At 72.4% G+C, this 18,534-nt stretch carries 15 protein-coding genes; 5 read left to right on the top strand and 10 right to left on the bottom strand.

The genetic code is table 11. The features are described 5' to 3' along the window. The first annotated feature begins 27 nt into the window (after window positions 1–27). Window positions 28–1,773, top strand: coding sequence for a GAF domain-containing sensor histidine kinase (locus D456_RS0108045; protein WP_017575659.1), 1,746 nt, complete (start codon window positions 28–30; stop codon window positions 1,771–1,773). Between the two features lie 30 nt (window positions 1,774–1,803). Here the strand turns inward: D456_RS0108045 and D456_RS0108040 are convergent, their stop codons facing one another. Then, window positions 1,804–2,460: a response regulator gene (locus tag D456_RS0108040; RefSeq protein ID WP_017575658.1), complete on the bottom strand. Its 657-nt coding sequence runs from the start codon at window positions 2,458–2,460 to the stop codon at window positions 1,804–1,806. Window positions 2,461–2,738: 278 nt separating this feature from the next. On the opposite strand from D456_RS0108040, the gene D456_RS0108035 reads away from it, so the two are divergent. Both D456_RS0108035 and D456_RS0108030 read left to right on the top strand, forming a co-directional pair. Next, a complete protein-coding gene (locus D456_RS0108035) occupies window positions 2,739–3,305 on the top strand; it encodes a pyridoxamine 5'-phosphate oxidase family protein (RefSeq protein WP_017575657.1) in 567 nt (188 codons plus the stop codon). Between the two features lie 199 nt (window positions 3,306–3,504). Then, window positions 3,505–5,832, top strand: a complete 2,328-nt coding sequence (locus D456_RS0108030) for a DUF6351 family protein (protein ID WP_239643785.1) — start codon at window positions 3,505–3,507, stop codon at window positions 5,830–5,832. A 37-nt stretch (window positions 5,833–5,869) separates the two neighbouring features. Here D456_RS0108030 and D456_RS0108025 read toward each other — a convergent pair whose 3' ends face one another. The 5 genes from D456_RS0108025 to D456_RS0108005 form a co-directional block, all read right to left on the bottom strand. Next, the gene (locus D456_RS0108025) at window positions 5,870–6,568 is read right to left on the bottom strand and encodes a class I SAM-dependent DNA methyltransferase (RefSeq protein ID WP_026115678.1); all 699 of its coding nucleotides are present in this window, start codon (window positions 6,566–6,568) and stop codon (window positions 5,870–5,872) included. Between the two features lie 76 nt (window positions 6,569–6,644). Beyond that, a complete protein-coding gene (locus D456_RS0108020; protein ID WP_017575654.1) occupies window positions 6,645–7,163 on the bottom strand; it encodes a copper chaperone PCu(A)C in 519 nt (172 codons plus the stop codon). Window positions 7,164–7,179: 16 nt separating this feature from the next. Then, window positions 7,180–8,415: a Dyp-type peroxidase gene (locus D456_RS0108015; protein ID WP_017575653.1), complete on the bottom strand. Its 1,236-nt coding sequence runs from the start codon at window positions 8,413–8,415 to the stop codon at window positions 7,180–7,182. Next, a complete protein-coding gene (locus tag D456_RS0108010) occupies window positions 8,412–9,017 on the bottom strand; it encodes an SCO family protein (RefSeq protein ID WP_017575652.1) in 606 nt (201 codons plus the stop codon). The genes D456_RS0108015 and D456_RS0108010 overlap by 4 nt, the downstream gene beginning before the upstream one ends. A 74-nt stretch (window positions 9,018–9,091) precedes the next feature. After that, entirely contained in the window at window positions 9,092–9,766 is a 675-nt protein-coding gene (locus tag D456_RS0108005) for a hypothetical protein (RefSeq protein ID WP_017575651.1), read from the bottom strand. Window positions 9,767–9,795: 29 nt separating this feature from the next. On the opposite strand from D456_RS0108005, the gene D456_RS0108000 reads away from it, so the two are divergent. Further along, window positions 9,796–10,365 carry a hypothetical protein gene (locus D456_RS0108000; protein WP_152442514.1) on the top strand — a complete coding sequence of 190 codons (570 nt, stop codon included), beginning with the start codon at window positions 9,796–9,798 and terminating at the stop codon, window positions 10,363–10,365. 22 nt (window positions 10,366–10,387) lie between these two features. Here D456_RS0108000 and treZ read toward each other — a convergent pair whose 3' ends face one another. Genes treZ through treY form a run of 3 tightly spaced genes read right to left on the bottom strand, consistent with a single transcriptional unit; the run spans window position 10,388 to window position 15,392 of the window. Then, complete coding sequence (gene treZ, locus D456_RS0107995; protein WP_017575649.1) at window positions 10,388–12,169, bottom strand: malto-oligosyltrehalose trehalohydrolase; 1,782 nt, start codon at window positions 12,167–12,169, stop codon at window positions 10,388–10,390. 45 nt (window positions 12,170–12,214) lie between these two features. Continuing rightward, window positions 12,215–13,066 carry a putative RNA methyltransferase gene (locus D456_RS0107990; RefSeq protein ID WP_051049424.1) on the bottom strand — a complete coding sequence of 284 codons (852 nt, stop codon included), beginning with the start codon at window positions 13,064–13,066 and terminating at the stop codon, window positions 12,215–12,217. A 13-nt stretch (window positions 13,067–13,079) separates the two neighbouring features. Then, window positions 13,080–15,392, bottom strand: coding sequence for a malto-oligosyltrehalose synthase (gene treY / locus D456_RS0107985; protein WP_026115675.1), 2,313 nt, complete (start codon window positions 15,390–15,392; stop codon window positions 13,080–13,082). A 172-nt stretch (window positions 15,393–15,564) separates the two neighbouring features. On the opposite strand from treY, the gene D456_RS0107980 reads away from it, so the two are divergent. Then, window positions 15,565–16,710 carry a phosphate ABC transporter substrate-binding protein PstS gene (locus tag D456_RS0107980; RefSeq protein WP_017575646.1) on the top strand — a complete coding sequence of 382 codons (1,146 nt, stop codon included), beginning with the start codon at window positions 15,565–15,567 and terminating at the stop codon, window positions 16,708–16,710. A gap of 8 nt (window positions 16,711–16,718) precedes the next feature. Here D456_RS0107980 and D456_RS23815 read toward each other — a convergent pair whose 3' ends face one another. Beyond that, window positions 16,719–18,350 (bottom strand): glycosyltransferase, encoded by a 1,632-nt coding sequence (locus tag D456_RS23815; protein WP_017575645.1) that lies wholly within the window; start codon window positions 18,348–18,350, stop codon window positions 16,719–16,721. Window positions 18,351–18,534: the final 184 nt, after the last annotated feature.

Below are 18,534 nucleotides of genomic sequence, written 5' to 3'. Positions count from 1 at the left end.
GTTTGCCGCTGCCGGGAAAGAGCTTCCATGAGTGATACCGACGGCAGTCGCCCCCTGAACGCAGAGCAGGAACGACTGTCCCTGCCCGAGGTGCGCCTGGACGACCTCCTGGACGAGGTCCGCTCACGGATGAGCATGATCTCGGCGACGCAGGAACGCATCCGCATACTCCTCGAATCGGTGGTCTCCATCGGTGAGGGGCTGGACCTCGACCCGCTCCTGGTCCGTGTCGTCGAGACCGCCACGAGTCTGGTCGATGCCCGCTACGGTGCGCTCGGTGTGATCGGCCCGGACGGTGAGATGAGCCGGTTCATCCCGGTGGGCCTGGCCGAGGACGAGATCTCCTGCATCGACCACTGGCCCCGGGGCGAGGGGATCCTGGGGCTCCTCGTCAAGGAGCCCGAACCCCTGCGGCTCAAGGAGGTCTCCGAGCACCCGGAATCGCGCGGCTTCCCGGAAGGCCACCCTCCGATGCACACGTTCCTGGGCGTGCCGATCCGGATCCGCGACCAGGTGTTCGGCAACTTGTACATGACCGACAAGCGGGACGGTTCGGAGTTCACCGGCGACGACGAACTGCTGTTGCGGGCCCTGGCGACGGCGGCGGGCACGGCGATCGAGAACGCCCAACTGTTCTCGGAATCACGCAGCCGGGAGACATGGCTGAACGCGTCGGGGCGCATCACCACGACCCTGTTGTCTGGTGCTCCCCCGGAAGAGGTGCTGCGTCTGGTGGCGCAGCGGGCACGGAGCATGGCCCAGGCCGACCTCGCGGTGATCGCGATGCCCGGGGAGGAACCGGAGACCCTCACGGTGCGGGTCCGGGAGGGCCCCGACCACCAGGACCCGGCCACGGGAGCCCGGGGTGCGACACTCTCGTGCGCGGCCGAGACCCTGCTGGGCCGGGTCTACCTGGGCGGCCGGCCGTTGCAGGCCGACGTGTCCGGGGACCCCGCCGATGGCACGGAGTTCCTGAGCCGGCTCGGTATGGGCCCGGTGCTGGTGTTGCCGTTCGGCCCGCCCGACGGTGCGCGCGGGGTGCTGGTCCTGGCGCGCGAGAGGTCGCGGCCGGACTTCCGGAGCAGCTGGTCGAGCATGTTGTCCTCTTTCGCCAATCAGGCCGCGATCGCGTTGGAACTGGCGGAGGCGCGGCTGGACTCCGAGCGCCTGAGCGTGCTGGAGGACCGGGACCGTATCGCCCGGGACCTGCACGACACGGTGATCCAACGCCTGTACGCCACGGCGATCACGTTGATGGGGACGGTGCGCCGGATCGAGGACTCGACGTCGGCGACGCGGGTGCGCAACGCGGTCGACGACATGGACGACACGATCCGGCAGATCAGGTCGACGATCTTCGCGTTGCAGAGTTCGGCGGAGGAGGACCAGTCGTGGTTGCGGTCGCAGATCCTGGACCTGGTCAACAGCGCTTCGGAGACACTCGGTTTCTCCCCCCGCCTGCTCACCCAGGGCGCGATCGACAACGCCGTGGACGAGCGGACGGGTGAGCACCTGTTGGCGGTACTGCGGGAACTGCTGTCGAACGTGAGCCGGCACGCGGGCGCCACATCGGTGGACGTGGAGGTGGCCGTGGCCGACGGTTCGGTGGCGTTGCGGGTGCGTGACAACGGGTGCGGGATCCCCGAGGGAGCAGCGCGCAGCGGGTTGCGCAACGCGGCGGTGCGTGCCGAGGAACTCGAGGGCTCCCTGTCGGTCCGGTCGGAGCCGGGGCAGGGCGCGCTCGTGGAGTGGTCGGTGCCGGTACTCCGCTGAACCGTTCCGGCGGGGCCGGGCCGAGCGGGGTCAGGCGGACTGTTCCATGGACAGGCGCACGGCGTAGGCGGCGGCCTGGGTGCGCCGGGCCATGCCGAGTTTGGCCAGGACGCGGGAGACGTAGTTCTTCACGGTCTTCTCGGCGAGGTACATGCGTGCGCCGATCTCCCGGTTGGTCAGGCCCTCGCCGATGAGTTCGAGGACCCGGCGTTCCTGTTCGGTGAGTTCGCTCAGGGGGTCCTTGCGCCCGGCCTGCTCGCGCAGGCGCTGGAGCATGCGGGCGGTTGACTCGGGGTCGAGCAGGGACCGCCCCTGGGCGACGGTGCGCACGGCGCCGACGAGGTCGGTGCCGTGGATCTGTTTGAGGATGTAGCCGGAGGCCCCGGCCATGACGGCTCCGTAGAGGGCTTCGTCGTCGGAGTAGGACGTGAGCATGAGCATGCGGGTCCGGGGCAGCATGGAGCGGATGTCTCGGCAGACGGTGACGCCGTCGCCGTCCGGCAGGCGGACGTCGAGGACGACCACGTCGGGTTCGAGTGCGGGCACACGGGCCAGGGCCTGCGCAGCGGTGCCGGCTTCGCCGACCACTGCGATACCGTCCTCGTCCTCCAGGAGTGATCCGACCCCGCGTCGGACGATCTCGTGGTCGTCGACCAGGAACACCCGGATGTTGTCGTCGCCACCCATCGGGTGCGCACCTCCTCAGCGCTGAATGTGGTCCCCGGGGCGGCAATGCCGCCCCGGGGCGGGGCCGAGAACGCCCGTTCACCAGCTTAGACAGTGCGGCTCGTCCGTAGTGCTGCCGAACGTCCCCTTCTGTTTGGGGCGTGTGGCCCGCCGGGTAATCGGGGGGTGGGGACCTTCGCCGTGCGGGGGGGTGACCGGCGGACCATGCCTTCGGGTTCTGGAACCGGGAGTATGGCGGGGGTAGTAATTCGGAGGCACACCACCTGGGGGTGCTTGTGATGGCTGAGACGAGTGGTTCCGAGGCTGCGCGGGGCGGCCGGGGTCCGGCGTCGGGGGCGTCGCCTCCCGGACAGCGGGAGGCCGGCGAGGAGTTCGCGGGGTCCGACCGGCTCACCGAGGGCGAGGTCCTCCTGGAGGGCGCCGACCTCGCCGAGACGGACGACTCCCAGTTCACGGTCCTGGAGCGGCAGACCTGCTTCAACCTGCTGGCCTCCCGGGACATCGGCCGGGTGGCCTTCACCATCGAGGGGGACGCGGCTCCGACAGTGTTGCCGGTCAACTACGCCCTCGTGCACGACACGATCGTGTTCCGGTCGACGCTGGCCGGGACGATCATGCGGTTCGCCCGTGGGTATGCGGCCTTCCAGGTCGACCTCTTCGACGAGGAGCGCCGCGAGGGGTGGAGTGTGCTCGCCTCGGGGCGGTGCCGTTGGGTGCAGCACAGCGGTGAGCTGGCCCGTGTTCCGCAGGGCCGCCTCCCCCGCCCGTGGGCGAAGGGTGACCGGGACCAGATCCTGAAGATCACCCCGGGGCGTGTGTCGGGCAGGAGGATCGCCCGGGGCTGAGGCCTGGTGCTGTTCCCGTCGGCGTCCGGTCCGCTGTGGGGTGGACCGGACGCCCGTTCTGCGGGTGCGCGCCCGTCGTCCGGTGTTGTGTTGCAGGTCGCCGGGTCCGGGGTACCGATACCGTCATGGGAGTGCAAAGCCCGGTTCATCCCCGGTGTGTAGGTGTCACCGGTTCCGGTCCCGTCGGCACGATCGCTCCGTGCCACTGCAACGATGTTCTGCCGCCCGCCGCCTCTTCGACCGACGTGCCGGCGGGGGTGTGGACCCCGTGCGTGTGAGGCTGTGGGGCCGCTGCAGCCCGTCGGTGGCGGGCGCGGCCGTGTTGGCGGGGCTCCTGGCGGCCTCGGGAACGGGCCCGGTGCCGGGCTCTCCGGCGACGGCGGGGGTCCTTCCGTCTTCCGCGGCCCCCTTCGCCCCGGCCGCGGACCGGACCGATCCGCAGGTGTCGGTGTCGGTGCTGTCCTCGCGTTCGGACACGGTGACCGGTGGCAGGGCGCTGGTCCGGGTGGAACCGCCGGCGTCGGTGGCCCCGGAACGGGTGCGGTTGAGCGCGGCGGGGGTGGATGTCACCGACCGGTTGCGGCTGGTGGAGGCGGGCGGGAACCCGGCGTTGGAGGGGTTGCTCACCGGTCTGGCCGAGGGGGAGTCGGAGCTGGTGGCCTCGGTGGAGGGCGGCGGCTCGGACGGGTTGACGGTGGTCAACCATCCTGTCGAGGGTCCGGTGTTCTCGGGCCCGCACCAGGAGCCGTTCCTCTGCGACACCGACCGGTTCGAGCCGGCCGGGGGCGGGGGCGCCACCCTGGGCCCGGCGTTGGACGAGGACTGTTCGGCCCGCACGGTGGTGCGCCACGTCTACCGCGACACCGACGGCCGGTGGCATCCCCTGCCCGGTCCCGGGGTGGTGCCCTCGGACGCGGACACGGCCACGACCGCGGCCGGCACGCGGGTCCCGTTCGTGGCGCGGGTGGAGACGGGTACGGTCAACCGCTCGGTGTACGAGACGGCCGTGCTGCACACACCCGAGGAGGAGGAGGAGCCCGACCCGTGGACCGCTCCGCGGAGGTGGAACGGTCGCCTGGTGTACAAGTTCGGGGGCGGCTGCACGGGCGGTTGGTACGTACAGGGCCCCGACACCGCGGGGGTGTTGGACGCTCCGATGCTCGAGCGCGGGTACGCGGTGGCGTCGGCGTCGTTGAACGTGTTCGGCAACAACTGCAACGATCTGCTGGCGGCCGAGACGATGTCGGCGGTGCACCAGCGGTTCGTGACGACGATGGGGGTGCCGCACTCGACTCTGGGATGGGGGAACTCGGGCGGGGCGTACCAGGCGCACCAGATCGCCGACAACTATCCGGGCCTGTTGGACGGGATCGTGGTCTCGCAGGCCTTCCCGGACGTGGGTTTCTCCGTGGTCCCGGTGGTGACCGACGCCTTGCTGCTGCGTGAGTACGCTCGGGAACACCCGGGGGAGCTGGACCGGGTCGAGCAGCACGCGGTGTCGGGCTTCCTGCAGTTCGAGAGCATCGACCGGCTGGCGCGTGAGGCCTCACGGGTGGACCCGCGCGGGGCGTGCCGTCAGGACCTTCCCGAGGAGGTGCTCTACCACCCCGAGGACAACCCGGGCGGGGCACGGTGCGAGGTCTTCGCTGCCACGCAGAACGTCTACGGCACGGACCCGCAGAGCGGCCTGCCGCGTCGGCCGTTGGACAACGTGGGTGTGCAGTACGGGCTGCACGCGCTCGTGGAGGGGGTCATCGACACCGAGCAGTTCCTGCACCTGAACGAGCACATCGGTGGCCTGGACGCCGACGGTGCGCTCTCCGGCGAGCGCACCGAGGCCGACCAGGCGGCGACCGAGGCGGCCTACCGGTCGGGGCGGCTGCTCAACGGCGGCGGGGGCCTGGCCGACGTGCCGGTCGTGGACCACCGCTTCTACGAGGACGACCTGCCCGGCGGTGACCTGCACATGCGCTACCACTCGTTCTCGGTGCGCGAGCGCTTGGAGCAGGCCAACGGCACCGCCGACAACCACGTGATGCTGGTGGAGGACAAGGAGCGCTCCCCCGACGGGTTCGTGTCCGGTTCGCCGTTGGCCCTGCGCTCCTTGGTGGAGCTGGACGCCTGGGTGAGCGGGATGCGGGAGCAGCAGGCCCAGAACCCGCGCTGGGAGCCGATCGACGCGATACGGGCCTCCCGTCCCGGCTTCCTGCAGGACTCGTGCTGGATCGGGGCCGGTCCGGACGCCGAACGGGTGGTGGGTGAGCAGGTGCCGCTGCCGGCCGGGCGGGGCGACCGGTGTGCCGACGCCTTCCCCGTGCACACCTCGCCGCGCATCGAGGCGGGCGGGCCGTTGGCCTCGGACGTGGTGGCGTGTGCGCTGAGGCCCTTCGACGCGGAGCGCCATCCCGGGGAGTTCACCGAGCAGCAGGCCGAACGGGCCGAGGCGATCTTCTCCGAGGGGGTGTGCGACTGGGACGAGCCCGGGCGCGGACAGCAGGGCCTGGCCGGGACCTGGCAACGGTTCTGAGGCCGGCGGTGCGCCCGCGGCGGGCGCGTCTCCGGCCTCAGGCGGGCAGGTACCAGGCCAGGGCGAGGGAGACGGGGTGGCCGCGGAAGCGTTCCCACTTCGGTTTGGCCGCGATCCAGGTGTCGTCGACGGTGCCCTCGACCATGCCGGACAGCTGCCAGCCGGCGGCCAGGGCGGCGCGGACGTGGTCGCTGACGAGGTGGACGTGGGTGGTGATGGCCACGTCCTGCCCCGAGTCGTCGGTGTAGTGGGTGGGCATGCCCGAGACCATCGCGAAGTGGGGGTGATAGGCGGCCAGCAGGAACCGGCCGCCGGGGCGGGCCAGCCGTGCGGCCTCGGCGTACAGGGGTGCGGTGTCGGGCAGGTGCTCGTCGATGAGGGAGGCGGCGACGGTGTCGTAGGCGCTGCTCGCCAGGCCGCTCTCGCGTACGTCGGCTCGGGCGAGGGTGTCGTGGGCGCCGCGGGAGCGGGCCAGGTCCAGCATGCCGGTGCTGAGGTCGACACCGTCGATGCGGGCGGTGCCGCGTGAACGCAGCCACTCGCCGGTGCGCCCGGTGCCGCAGCCCAGGTCGGCGGCGCGGGTCCCGTTCAGGTCGCCGGGGTCCAGTCGCTCCAGCAGGGCCAGGTCCATGGCGTCCAGGACGGTGCCGTCGTAGGTGGCGGACCAGCCGTCGTAGCCGGTGGCCACGTCGACGGTTCGGTAGTTGCGGGTGTCGAAAACAGCGAAATCGGCCATGGGGAGATGGTGGCTGATCAAGGTGGACGGGAGCCAACGTTTTCCCGCCCCGGGCACATCCCGGGGCGGGGGCGGGTCAGTGGTCGCCGTTGTTGCCGGCCATGGCCTCCACGGGCACGGTGAGGTCGAGTTCGGTGCCGCCGGCGAAGGTCAGGACGGCGGTGAACTCCTCGCCCTCGGCGGGCGGTTCGGGAAGGTCCAGGACCATGACGTGGTGTCCGCCGGAGGTGAGTTCGACGGTCTCCCCGGCAGGTACGGGGATCTCCTCGACCTCCTCCATGTGTGAGGCACCGTTGTCGCCGGTTCCGGTGGTGTGGAGCTCGGCGGTCTCGGAGAGGCTGGTGACCACACCGGTGAGGGTGCGGTCGGCCTCGGCCCCGTTGGCGATCTCGAAGTAGAGCGCACCGACCTCGGGGTTGGCCGGTTCGGGCATCCAGGCGCCGGACACGGTCAGGTCACCGCTGTGGGCGTGGCCGCGTTCGGGCGCGTGGCCGGTGCCGCCTTCTTCCTCCGGTGTGGTGGTGGAGCAGGCGGTGGCAAGTGCGAGCACCGCGACGGCGCTCAGGGTGCGGCGGGCACCCGTGTGGTCTCTCATGCCGGTCCCTCTCGGGTCACAGGTGGTCGAGGAGCGGGTGGGTCCGTCCCGGGGCGGCGGCCGGTACGGCGAACAGGGCGCTGCCCTCGTGGCGCACGTAGTCGTTGAGTGCGTCGCCGCCCTCGTCGAGGGATCGCTGGACGGCGGTGAAGCCCCGGCGCGGGTCGGCCTGCCAGGCGGTGAAGAGCATCCCGGCCCGGCGCCGGCCCCCGGGCTGCCAGCCCAGGTCGTAGGAGAAGCTGCGGCGCGCCATGCGTGCGCCCAGGGTGGCCTCGGGTGAGGCCAGCCGGATGTGGGCGTGTTCGGGTACGACCGGTGTGCCGTCGTCGTGGCGTGCGGCCAGGTCGGGCAGGTCGTCCTCGTGCTCGCCGCCCAGGGGCGCCCCGTCGGAGAGGCGGCGGCCGATGACCGCTTCCCGTTCGTCCGCCCCGCGGGCGAACCAGGCATCGAGCAGCATGCGGATACGGCGCACGACGACGTAGGTGCCGCCGTCCATCCAGGCCAGGTCCGGTGGGCCGTGGACCGCCCGGACCTGGGTGTCGAACAGGGCCTCGGCCGGGTCCGGGTTGACTGTGCCGTCGATCTGGCCCATGAGGTTGCGGGGGGTGGCGGACGGGTCGTGGGCGGTGGCGGTGGAACGCCGGAAACCGGGCAGGGCCCAGCGCACGCGTGCGTGCTCGCCCGCCAGTCCGACCAGGTGGTCCACGGCCGAGCTGACCACGACGGGGTCCTCGGCGCCCACGTGCAGCATGAGGTCGCCGTCGCAGTGCTCGGGTTCCAGCTCGTCGGTCCCGAAGGAGGGCAGGTCCGCCATCTCCTCGGTGCGGTGTCCGGGGAGTCCGGCCCGCTCCAGCAGGGAGGCGCCCACCCCGGTGGTCACCCCGAGGGAGGCGGGGTGCAGGCCCTGGGTGGGCGAGCCCTCGACGAGCCCGGAAAGGCCCTCCTCGTGCAGGGCAGGGACGTGGTCGTCCCAGGCCTGCAAGACCTCGCGCGCGGCCCTGCGCACTTCGGGGGCCTCCTCGCCGTTCAGGTCGAGGGCGAGCACGTGGACGTGCGCGGGCGTGGGCAGGGCCAGGGCCGGTGGAGGTCCTCCGGTGGTCCGTACGCGTGCGTGTGCGGGCGCCAGGGCCGGGTTCTCGGACCGGGTGCCTTCGGTGACGGCGTGTCCTGCCAGGCCCCCGGCGGCCAGTCCGGCGACCCCTGTGGCGCCCAGGCCTGCGAACAGGCCCCGCCTGGAGGGGCCGGGGCTCACAGCAGGTCCTCGGCCAGGTCGGGCAGCAGTGCGGCGATGTCCTCGGCCGCGGTGCTGCCGTCGATGAACCCGGCGGCCTCGCCGCCGGGGGTGAGCACGGCGACGCGTTCGCCGTGGGTGGCGTGGTAGTTCTCGTCCTCGGTCTCCTCGGGGATCTCGACGGGGATGCCGTAGTCGGTGGCGGCCTCGACGGTGGTGGTGTCGTCGCCCCGCAGTCCCTGGAAGCCTGGGTCGAAGCGTTCGAGCCAGGTACCGAGTTGTTCTCCGGTGTCGCGTTCGGGGTCGGTGGTGACCATGACCACGTCGAAGGGGTCTCCGGTCTCGGACTCGGCCTCCTCCAGGGCGAGGTCGAGTTCGGCCATGGTCATGGGGCACACGTCGGGGCAGCTGGTGTAGCCGAAGTAGAGCAGGGTGAGGCGGTCGTCGGCGACGTCGGTGAAGGTCCATTCCTGCCCGTCGACGGTGGTCAGTTCCACGTCGGAGGCGGGCATGGGGTCCTCGGACAGGTCGAGGTAGTACTCGGCGTCGGCGGGGTCGGCGGAGCAGGCGGTCAGGCCGATCAGGGCGAGTGCGGCCAGGGACGCGGCGGTGCGCGTGGGCATGGTTCTCCTCGGACGGGCCCGGGTGTGCCGGGCCGTGGACGTGGCGGGCCGGGGCTGCTGAACGGGCGTCCCGGTCAGGCGGCGAGCGCCACGGCCGGCGGGCCTCGTACGAGGCGGGACCAGCCCAGGTGGGGCCGGCGGGGACGGTCGGCCCGCGCGGCGGTCCGGGACCGGCCCTGGCGCGGGCGCACGGGTGTTGCGGTGGACTCGAGCAGGCACGGCAGCAGCGGGGGCACCCGTCGGGCCATGAAGCGCAGGAACGCGAGGAGGGCGCGTTCACCGCGGTGCAGCCACCAGGCCCCGGCCAGCGCGGCCGCCCCGTGCAGGGCGAGCATGCTCCCGGCGGGCAGGTCGGTGTGGGTGAGTGCGTCGGCGGTGTGGGTGTGGGCCCCGCCCAGGGTCTGGGCCCAGCTGAAGGACACGTGCAGGGCGAGTTGTCCCCACGCCGTCCACGCGGTCAGGGAGGCGAGGCCGTGGCGTTGGCCTGCAGCGGCCCAGGCGGTGACCAGGACAACGAGCACGCCCAGGGCGAGCCCGAGGGGCGGGACGCCGTGCCCCGAGCACCATGCGTGACCGTGCGCGGACAGGTTGGTGCACACCAGGGTGAAGGCCCCGGCGCGCAGCAATCGGCACGGTCGGTTCGCGAGCATCATCTGCATGCTCTCACCGGCCCGGACGGGGTGCGCACCGGGGTGGCCGGCCGATCCGGGAAGGGCCCCGTCCGCCTGCGGGGCGGAAAGCGTGGACACCTGCTTCTCCGCCGCCTTAGCGTGTGGGTATGCGCAAGCCCCTGCTGCTCCTTCCCGTTCTCGTCCCGGTGTTGTGCCTCAACGCCTGTGGCGGCGACGGGTCGGCACCGCTCGCGGAGGAGCCCACCGCGTCCGCGGCGCCCGAGGAGCCCTCCCCGCCCGGGTCCACCCTGTCGGAGCCCGGGCCTCCGGATCCCCCGGACGAGGAGCCCTCCCCGCAGAGCACCGCCGACTTCGGTGAGGCCTTGGGTTTCGCGTACGCGGTGGGACCGCCCGGGGGCGAGCCGGAGGAGGCCGACGAGGAGGCCGAGGTGGTCTACACCGTGGACGGTGTGGAGCGCCCGTGGGCGGGCCGGGTCGACTTCACGGTCACCGTCGAGGTTCCCGACCTGGAACGCACGTTCCCCCTGGCGGACATGGAGGTGGTGTGCGAGGCGGGGCCGGAGATCCCCGTCGCACGGACCGAGGATCCCTTGTCCGCGGTGGAGCAGGGCACACACCGGGTCCGCATGTGGTGCGAGATCCCCGAGGACACCGACCAGGTGCGCATCGTGGTGATGAACGGCGACGACGAGGCGTCCTTCGGCGGCAGTGTCTGACCCTGCCCTGTTCCCCCGGTGTTCAGAGCCGTACCACGGCGAAGGACTGTCCGGGCACACGGACGGTGTTCCCGGAGATCCCGGCACGGCCGTGGGAGGCCAGGATCTCGGTGGGGGCCGCGTCCAGCTCGATCCCGGCGTTCTCGGTGCCGAGGTTGCACAGCACCCGCAGCCGGCCGCGCAGGAGCACCACCGTGCGCCCGTCGTCGCCGGTGAGGGCCCCGCAGCGGTCCAGGCGCGGGTCCGACAGTTCCGGTTCGCGGCGGCGCAGGGCGATGAGTGAGCGGTAGGTCCGCAGGACCAACGCGTGGTCCTCGTTGTCGCGTTCGCCGCGGTCCAGGATCGCGCTGTCGCGGGTGGCCGGGTCCATGGGGTCGGGCACGTCCTCGGCTCGCCATCCCAGGGCGGCGAACTCGTGGCGGCGCCCTCGGCGTACCCCTTCGGCCAGGTCGGGGTCGGTGAAGGAGGCGAAGAAGGGCCAGGGGGTGCGCGCGGCCCACTCCTCCCCCATGAAGATCATCGGTGTGTAGGGCGAGCACAGCACGAGCGCGGCGCCGCACAGCAGCAGGCCGGGCGGGAGGTGTCGGGCCATGCGGTCGCCGCGGGCCCGGTTGCCGATCTGGTCGTGGCTGCTCAGGTAGGCCAGGAAGCGGTGGCCCGGGGTGCAGGTGGTGTCCACGGGGGCGCCGTGGGTGCGGCCGCGGAAGCTGGAGTGGGTACCGGCGTGCCAGAAGACCCGGGTCAGGGTGGTGGGCAGCGCTTCGGGATCGGCGAAGTCGGCGTAGTACCCGTGTTTCTCCCCGCTCAGTGCCACGTGCAGGGCGTGGTGCAGGTCGTCGGACCACTGGGCGTTCATGCCCAGCCCGCCGGCCTCGCGGGGCAGCACGGTGGCCGGGTCGTTGCGGTCGGACTCGGCGATCAGGCTCAGGGGCCGGCCCAGGTGGGTGGCCAACGCCTCGACCTCGGCGGACAGTCGAGGCAGTAGCGGGACCGCGCGTGTGTCGCTCAGGGCGTGCACGGCATCCAGGCGCAACCCGTCCAGGTGGTGGTGCTCCAGCCAGTCGAGTGCGCAGTCCAGGACGTGGCCCCGCACGTGGTCGGAGCCGGGCCCGTCGAGGTTGAGCGAGGGGCCCCAGTCGGTCTCTCCGCGGAAGTAGGGGCCGAAACGGGGCATGTAGGCGCCGGAGGGGCCCAGGTGGTTGAGGACCACGTCGAGCAGGACCGCCAGTTCCTGTGCGTGGGCGGCGTCGACGAAGGCCTTGAGGGCGTCGGGGCCGCCGTAGGGCTGGTGCACCGCCGACCACAGGACCCCGTCGTAGCCCCATCCGTGGGTGCCGTCGAAGGCGTTGAGCGGCATGAGTTGGATGTGGGTGATGCCGAGGTCGGCCAGATCGGGCAGGTGCTCGATCGCGGCGGTCAGGGTGCCTTCGGCGGTGAAGGTGCCCACGTGGAGTTCGTAGACGATGCCGCCGGGCAGGGGGCGTCCGGTCCAGGTGCGGTCGGTCCACTCGTACCGGCCGTGGTCGTGGACCCGGGAGGGCCCGTGCACGCCCCGGGGTTGGTGGCGTGAGCGCGGGTCGGGCAGCGGGACGGGGTCGTCGTCGAGCAGGTAGGCGTAGTCGCTGCCCGGTCCGGCCCCGGGCACTCGGGCGTGCCACCAGCCGTGGGGGCCGGGTGCCATGGTGTGGTCGCGGCCGTCGGCACGGACGTGGACGCTGTGTGCGTCGGGGGCCCAGACGGAGAAGTCACCGTGCAGGCCCAGGCCGCTGGATCGGGGGCCGTACGGCGCCGTGTGGTCGGTCACGGGAGGTCTCCTACCCTGCACCGCGGGTTCCGACCCCCGGCCGGGTCAGGGCGTCCGGGGCCGGTAAGTGCTCACCCGCACCGACGCGGTGACGGTGACGGGGTCGGGCAGTTCGGCGACCCGGTCGGCGAGCTGCCCGTGGGTGATGTGGTGGGCGCTGGGACCCATACCGACGACGGTGGCCGCGTCGGCGTGGTCGAGCTCCACGGTGAACCGCAGCGGGGTGCTCTGTTGCGGGGCGAAGTGGCCTTCCAGGCTGCGGGAGAGGCGTTCGTCCTTGTGCGGGTCGACTTCCAGCAGGCCGAGGGGCCGGCGGAGCTGGGCCAGGTGGTCGGTGTCGGGGGTGACCACGACGAGCAGCCCTCCGGGGCGCAGGACACGGTGGAACTCGGCGCTCTCGCGGGGTGCGAAAACGTTGAGCAGGGCGTCGGCGGTGCCGGTGCCCAGGGGCAGCCCGCGCCAGGTGTCGGCGGTGACGGCGCCGGCCCGGGGGTGGGCCTTGGCGGCCTTGCGGGCGGCGAACTTGGACACGTCGGTGGTGAGCCCGTGTGCGCCGGGGAGGGCCTCCAGCGTCAGGGCGAGGTAGTGGCCGGTACCTCCGCCCACGTCGACGACCAGGGGTGCGTGCAGCCCGTCCAGAGCCCGGGCCAGCGCGTGGCCGATGGGGTCGTAGTGGCCGCTCTGTTGGAACCGCAGGCGGTCGGCGACCATCTCCTTGGTGTCGCCGCTGCCGGGCGGTGTGGCTCCGGTGAGCAGGCTTGCGTAGCCCTCGCGGGCGAGGTCGAAGGTGTGACCCGCAGCGCAGGCCAGTCCCCGGGTGCCGAGGGTGAGCCGTTCGTGGCAGACGGGACAGGCCAGGGCTTCGAGCACGGGGACGGGCGGGGTTCTTCTGGGCATGATCGGGCCCAGCTTACCCCCTGACCAGGACGGCCACGGGGTAGCGGCCGAGCAGTTCGCTCAGGCGGGGCGCTGTGGCCCCGTCCGAGCGGTCGGGTGGTACGGCCCTACCGGTGAGGCGGTCGGTCCAGGGGCCGGGTGGCAGGGGCAGGACGGTCTCCTCCCAGCCTCCGGTGCTCTCCAGGGTCAGGGGCAGGCGGGTGCCCACGACGGCGAGGTCGGGGCCGTGCGCACCGGGTGAGGTGCGGGCGAAGGCCAGGGCGTGGCGGGCGGCGGGGCCCTCGGCGTGCAGGGGTGTGTAGCCCCGGGGCCTCAGTTCACGCCGGGTGTGCAGACAGGTGCGGACCAGGTGGAGTTTGGCGGCGCCGGTGCTGTCCACGGCGGGGCGCCATCCGGACTCGAGGCGGGCGAGGATCTCGGCTCGGGTGCGGTGGTCGACGGGACGGCGGTTGTCGGGGTCGACCAGGGACAGGTCCCAGAGCTCGGTCCCCTGGTAGAGGTCGGGCACCCCGGGGCCGAGGAGTTGGAGGGCCTTCTGGGTCAGGGAGTTGCTCCAGCCGGGAACGCGCACGCGGTCGGCGAAGGCCGCGACGTCCTGGCGCAGGTCGGTGAGTACTGCCGGGGCCCAGTCGCGTACTGCCTGTTCGAAGGCGGGGTCCGGTTCGGTCCAGGAGGTCCCGAGGCGGGCCTCGCGGGCGGCCTTGAGCAGGTATCCGGTGAGGCGGTCCTCGCCGATGGGCCAGGCGCCCACGAGGGTCTGCCAGCCCAGCAGGTCCAGGGAGGGCTCGGGCAAGGGGTGCGTGGCCGACCAGCGGCGCACGGCCCCGGCGAAGTCGGCGGAGAGTTCGGAGAGTACCGCCAGGCGGGCGCGCACGTCCTCGGAGCGTTTGCTGTCGTGGCTGGACAGGGTGGTCATGGTGTGGGGACGACGGGCCTCGCGCCGGGCGGCGCAGGTGTGGAAGGCCTCGGGGGTGAGGGCGAACCGCGCGGGGTCGCCGCCGACCTCGTTGAGGGCGATGAAGCGGGTGGCACGGTAGAAGGCGGTGTTCTCCGTGCCCATGGCCACGACCATGCCGGAGGTCTGTTGGATGCGCCGGGCGGCCTCCCCGCCGGGGTCCTGGCGCACGTGGCGGTCGAGGGCGGCCAGGGCGGTGGCCAGGTCGGGGCGGCGCTCGCCGGCCAGGGCCACGGCCCGCTCCCACTCGGGCAGGCCCTCTGGCAGGTAGGTGCGGTAGACGGCGAAGGCGGCCAGGAGTTCGGCGACGGCCTCCTCCGCGTGCGGGGCCACGAGCGCGGCGATACGGCGCACCTCGGTGCGCAGCAGGGTGGAGGCGGCCTGGAGGCGGGCGGTGTGGTCGGTGGCCCCGACGTCGACGGGTACCCCCTCGCCGGTGGCCAGGGCCGTCAGGTCGGCCTCTCCGGTGGGGTCGACCAGGACCCCGGTGTACTCGCGCAGGGCGTCGTAGCCGGTGGTTCCGGCCACGGGCCAGCTCTGGGGCAGGTCCTCGCCGGGGGCGAGGATCTTCTCGACCACGACCCAGCCGGGGAACCGTGCGGTGAGGCGTCGCAGGTAGGCGCCCGGGTCGCTGAGGCCGTCGATGTGGTCCAGGCGCAACCCGTCGAGTTCGCCGAGTTCGGCCCAGCGCAGGATCTCGGCGTGGGCTGCCTCGAACACGGTCGGGTCCTCCACGCGCACGGCGGCCAGCTCGTCGACGTCGAAGAAGCGCCGGTAGGTGAGTTCGCTGTCGCCGCGCCGCCAGGAGACCAGCCGGTAGTGCTGGCGCCGGTGCACGGTTTCGGCGTCGTCCCCGTGCTCGTGGGTGCCGGGTGCCAGGGGGTAACGCTTGTCGTGGTAGGCCAGGCACCCGTCGGTGAGGGTGAGGGCCTCCTGCGCGTCCTCGCCCAGGACCGGGATCAGCAGGGGCAGCGACAGGTCGACGTCGAAGAAGCGTGCGTAGGGCGAGTCGGGCCCCAGCCGCAGCAGGTCCCACCACCAGGGGTTGGTGTCGGGGCGGGCCACGGACACGTGGTTGGGCACGATGTCCACGACCACCCCCATGCCCCGCTCGTGCGCCTTGTGCGCCAGGGCGGACCTGGCCTCGTCGCCGCCCAGGGCGGGGGCCACGGAGGTGGGGTCGACCACGTCGTAGCCGTGCTGGGAGCCGGGGGTCGCCGTCAGGATCGGCGACAGGTAGAGAGTTCCCACGCCCAACCGCTCGAGCTGGTCGAGCAGGTCCGCAGCGTCCCGAAGAGTTAACCCGGCGTTCAGCTGGAGGCGGTACGTTGACGTCGGCGCGGAGGCCGGGCGGTTGTCGTGAGCGCTCATCACGTCCTGGGCCGTGCCCGCGTTCTCGGCGTGTCATGCGCGCCCTTCTCCCACTCGGTGAGCTGCACGCCACACGTGGCCGTATTGGGGGCGTGGTGACGCTGATGATTGAATTCTCGACGGTGTTCGCCACCCGCGAGACACCTCACCGACGAAGGGGATAGAAGCAGTCGTGCTCCCGTCCAAGAAGCGCTCGCGCGCGCACAGGCGCAGCGTCCACCAGGGTGCGGTCTCGGCCGCACTGGCCGGACTGCTGTTGGCGGCCACCGCCTGCGGCAGCGACAACGCGGTACCCGAAGACGCAGCGCCGGAGGTGCCCGACGACCTGGAGTGCTTCTCCGGGGGTTTGTCCGGCTCGGGTTCCAGCGCCCAGGAGAACGCCATGGCGACCTGGATCGCCGGCTACCAGTCCGCGTGCGAGGACGCGGACATCTACTACGACTCGATCGGCTCCGGCGGGGGCCGGAGCCAGTTCATCGACGGCGCCGTCTCCTACGCCGGGACCGACACCGCGATGGAGCCCGCGGAGAACGAGGACGCGCTCGCGCGGTGCGGTGGGTCCGACACGGTGAGCCTGCCCGCCTACATCGTGGCGATCGGTGTGGTCTTCAACATCGAGGGTGTGGACGAGCTGAACCTGCGCCCGGACACGGTCGCCAAGATCTTCAACCAGGACATCACGCACTGGGACGACCCGGAGATCGCCCGGGACAACCCGGACGCGGATCTGCCGAACCTGAGGATCACCCAGGTCAGCCGGTCCGACGACTCCGGGACGACGGAGAACTTCACCCGTTATCTGGAGGAGGCGGCCCCGGACTCCTGGCCCCACGAGGCCAGTGACCAGTGGCCGATCGAGCCGCAGGAGTCGGCCCAGGGCAACAGTGGTGTGGCCGACACGGTCTCGCGCGCCGACGGCTCCATCGGGTATCTGGAGATGTCGCACCTGCACGGGCTGGACGCCGCCTCGATCGGTGTCGGTGACGAGTTCGTCGACATCAACCCGGAGGGGGCGGCCCAGGTGGTGGCCGACTCCCCGCGCCGGGAGGAGAACACGAGCGAGTACGACCTGGGGCTGGCCCTGGACTACGGCACGACCGAGCAGGGCGCCTACCCGCTGGTTCTGGTCAGCTACGAGGTGGCCTGTTTGGAGTACGAGGACCAGGAGGAGGCCGACCGGGTCAAGGCGTTCCTGGAGTACGTGGTCAGCCCGGAGGGCCAGGAGGCGGCCTCGGCCGAGACCGACTCCTCCCCGGTCAACGATCAGCTGCGTGAGGAGCTGTTGGAGTCGATCGACGCGATCGGCGTCCAGGACTGACGGTGCAGTCACCGCTCCCCGGGGCCGCGGCCGTCGGTGCGTCCGCCGCCGTGGGCCTCGCGCACACGCTGCCAGCACTCGCCGAGCCAGGCGCCCAGGCGGCGCAGGGGTGAGCGGACCCGATCCGTCCCGGGGGTCTCCGGTTCCTCGTCGCGGGTGTGGTCGGGTGTGCCGTCGCCGGCCGTGCTGCGCCGCGGCTCGTCCCCGGTCCGGGTGCGGGGCTCGGGGGCCCGGCGCGGCAGGAACGGGACGGAGCGGTACAGGGACAGGTCGGTGAGGATCTCCTCGCCGCCGTGGATGCGGTAGTGCCCGTGCAGTGCGGAGACGACCTCGGCGATGTCCTCGCCCTCCTCACCCGCGCGCAGGGCCCGGGCCAGCGCGCGGGTGCGCCACAGGCGCACGCCCGGTGCGTCGGTGGCGGTGGCGGCGGGGAAGAGTTCGGTGAGTCCGGCCCGGGAGCGTTCGGCCCCGGCCAGCAGCCGGGTGAGCGCGACCTGGCCCAGGCCCCGGGCCACGGGCACTTCCAGCAGGAACGGTGCGGGAAAGGCCGTGCGCGGGGTGCTGGAGGCGAAGGCGATACGGGGTTCGCGCAGGTAGTTGGCCTGGATCAGGCGCAGGCCGAGCTGGAGGTCGCCCAGTTCCTCCTCGCCGGTGAGGCGTTCCCAGTCGGCGACCAGGGTGATGAGCAGGTCGGTCTCGGCGCTGTCCAGGAGGCGGTCCACGCAGCCGCGCACCAGGTCGTAGGGGGCGCCGGAGATGTCGACGACGGCGTGCACGAGCGGGACGCGGCGCCGTTCGGCGGGCAGCCGTTCGCGGTACAGGTGGGGGTGGGGCATGAGTTCGGCCAGGACGTTGGTGCGGAAACGTTCGGAGGGCAGCCGGGTGCGGAAGGGTTCCCCGGGGCCCAGGTGCCAGGCGGTCGCGGTGCGTTCGGGCAGCATGACGGCGCCGGCCTGCCAGAGCCGGTAGCCGAACTCGGTGTCCTGCCCGAGGTCGAGGTCGGGGTCCACGCCTCCGGCGATCTCGTACAGGCTCCGGCGCAGGCCGGCGGCGGCACCGACGTAGGTGTGGAAGCCCAGGTGGTCGGCCTCGCGCAGGTCGTCGGTGTCGGCGAGGCGGCGTTCGACCCAGGCGTGGTGGCGTCCGTCGTCGAGGGTGTGGTGCAGCTCGCCCGCCCGCATGAGGCCGAGCAGGGCGGCCGGGTCGTCGGGGACGTGGTCGGCGAAACGGACCCGGCCGAGGGTGACGCACTCGGGGTGGGTGTGGTGCCAGCGGGCCTGCGCCTCGACGAAACGCGGGTCGGCGACCATGTCGGCGTCCATCCACAGCAGGATCTCGCCCACGCTCGTGTGGGCCCCGTAGGCGCGGGCGTAGCCGGCGCCGTGGCCGCCGCCGGGGGTGCACACCAGGCGGGTGTTGGCGGGGCGGACCGGGGGCAGGCGCAGGGCGGGCGCGGAGTGGTCGTCGACGACGACGGCTTCGATGAGTTCCTCGGGGTAGGTCTGTACGGCCAGGGAGGCCAGGGCGAGGTCCAGCCGGTGTTGTTCACCGTGTGCGGGCAGCACGACGCTGACGGGCAGGCGCGGGGTCCATTGCCCGAGGGCGGGTGGTGCCAGTGTGTCCCAGTCGTTGCCGATCACACGGGTGGTGACCCGCTCGACGCGTCCGCGGCGGGAGACCCCGTCAACTTGAGACCCTACGTACTTATTGAGCGACACATTGTAACTATAGCCGTCTTCGCCCGGACCGGACGGTGATGCACGGCCAGGTGTGGCGTGTGGCCGGCTCCGGGCACGGCGAGGGGCGCGCTGCACGTTCTGCTGC

Origin of the sequence: Nocardiopsis kunsanensis DSM 44524 (genome assembly GCF_000340965.1) — a bacterium.
GTDB lineage: Bacteria > Actinomycetota > Actinomycetes > Streptosporangiales > Streptosporangiaceae > Nocardiopsis > Nocardiopsis kunsanensis.
This window is presented reverse-complemented; position numbering and strand designations above follow the sequence as displayed.

What these genes read in the sequence shown, in the direction of transcription:
- D456_RS0108045 (WP_017575659.1), top strand. Translation starts at nt 28, where the DNA reads ATGAGTGATACCGACGGCAGTCGCCCCCTGAACGCAGAGCAGGAACGA.
- D456_RS0108040 (WP_017575658.1), bottom strand. Translation starts at nt 2,460, where the DNA reads ATGGGTGGCGACGACAACATCCGGGTGTTCCTGGTCGACGACCACGAG.
- D456_RS0108035 (WP_017575657.1), top strand. Translation starts at nt 2,739, where the DNA reads ATGGCTGAGACGAGTGGTTCCGAGGCTGCGCGGGGCGGCCGGGGTCCG.
- D456_RS0108025 (WP_026115678.1), bottom strand. Translation starts at nt 6,568, where the DNA reads ATGGCCGATTTCGCTGTTTTCGACACCCGCAACTACCGAACCGTCGAC.
- D456_RS0108020 (WP_017575654.1), bottom strand. Translation starts at nt 7,163, where the DNA reads ATGAGAGACCACACGGGTGCCCGCCGCACCCTGAGCGCCGTCGCGGTG.
- D456_RS0108010 (WP_017575652.1), bottom strand. Translation starts at nt 9,017, where the DNA reads ATGCCCACGCGCACCGCCGCGTCCCTGGCCGCACTCGCCCTGATCGGC.
- D456_RS0108000 (WP_152442514.1), top strand. Translation starts at nt 9,796, where the DNA reads ATGCGCAAGCCCCTGCTGCTCCTTCCCGTTCTCGTCCCGGTGTTGTGC.
- D456_RS0107990 (WP_051049424.1), bottom strand. Translation starts at nt 13,066, where the DNA reads ATGCCCAGAAGAACCCCGCCCGTCCCCGTGCTCGAAGCCCTGGCCTGT.
- treY (WP_026115675.1), bottom strand. Translation starts at nt 15,392, where the DNA reads ATGAGCGCTCACGACAACCGCCCGGCCTCCGCGCCGACGTCAACGTAC.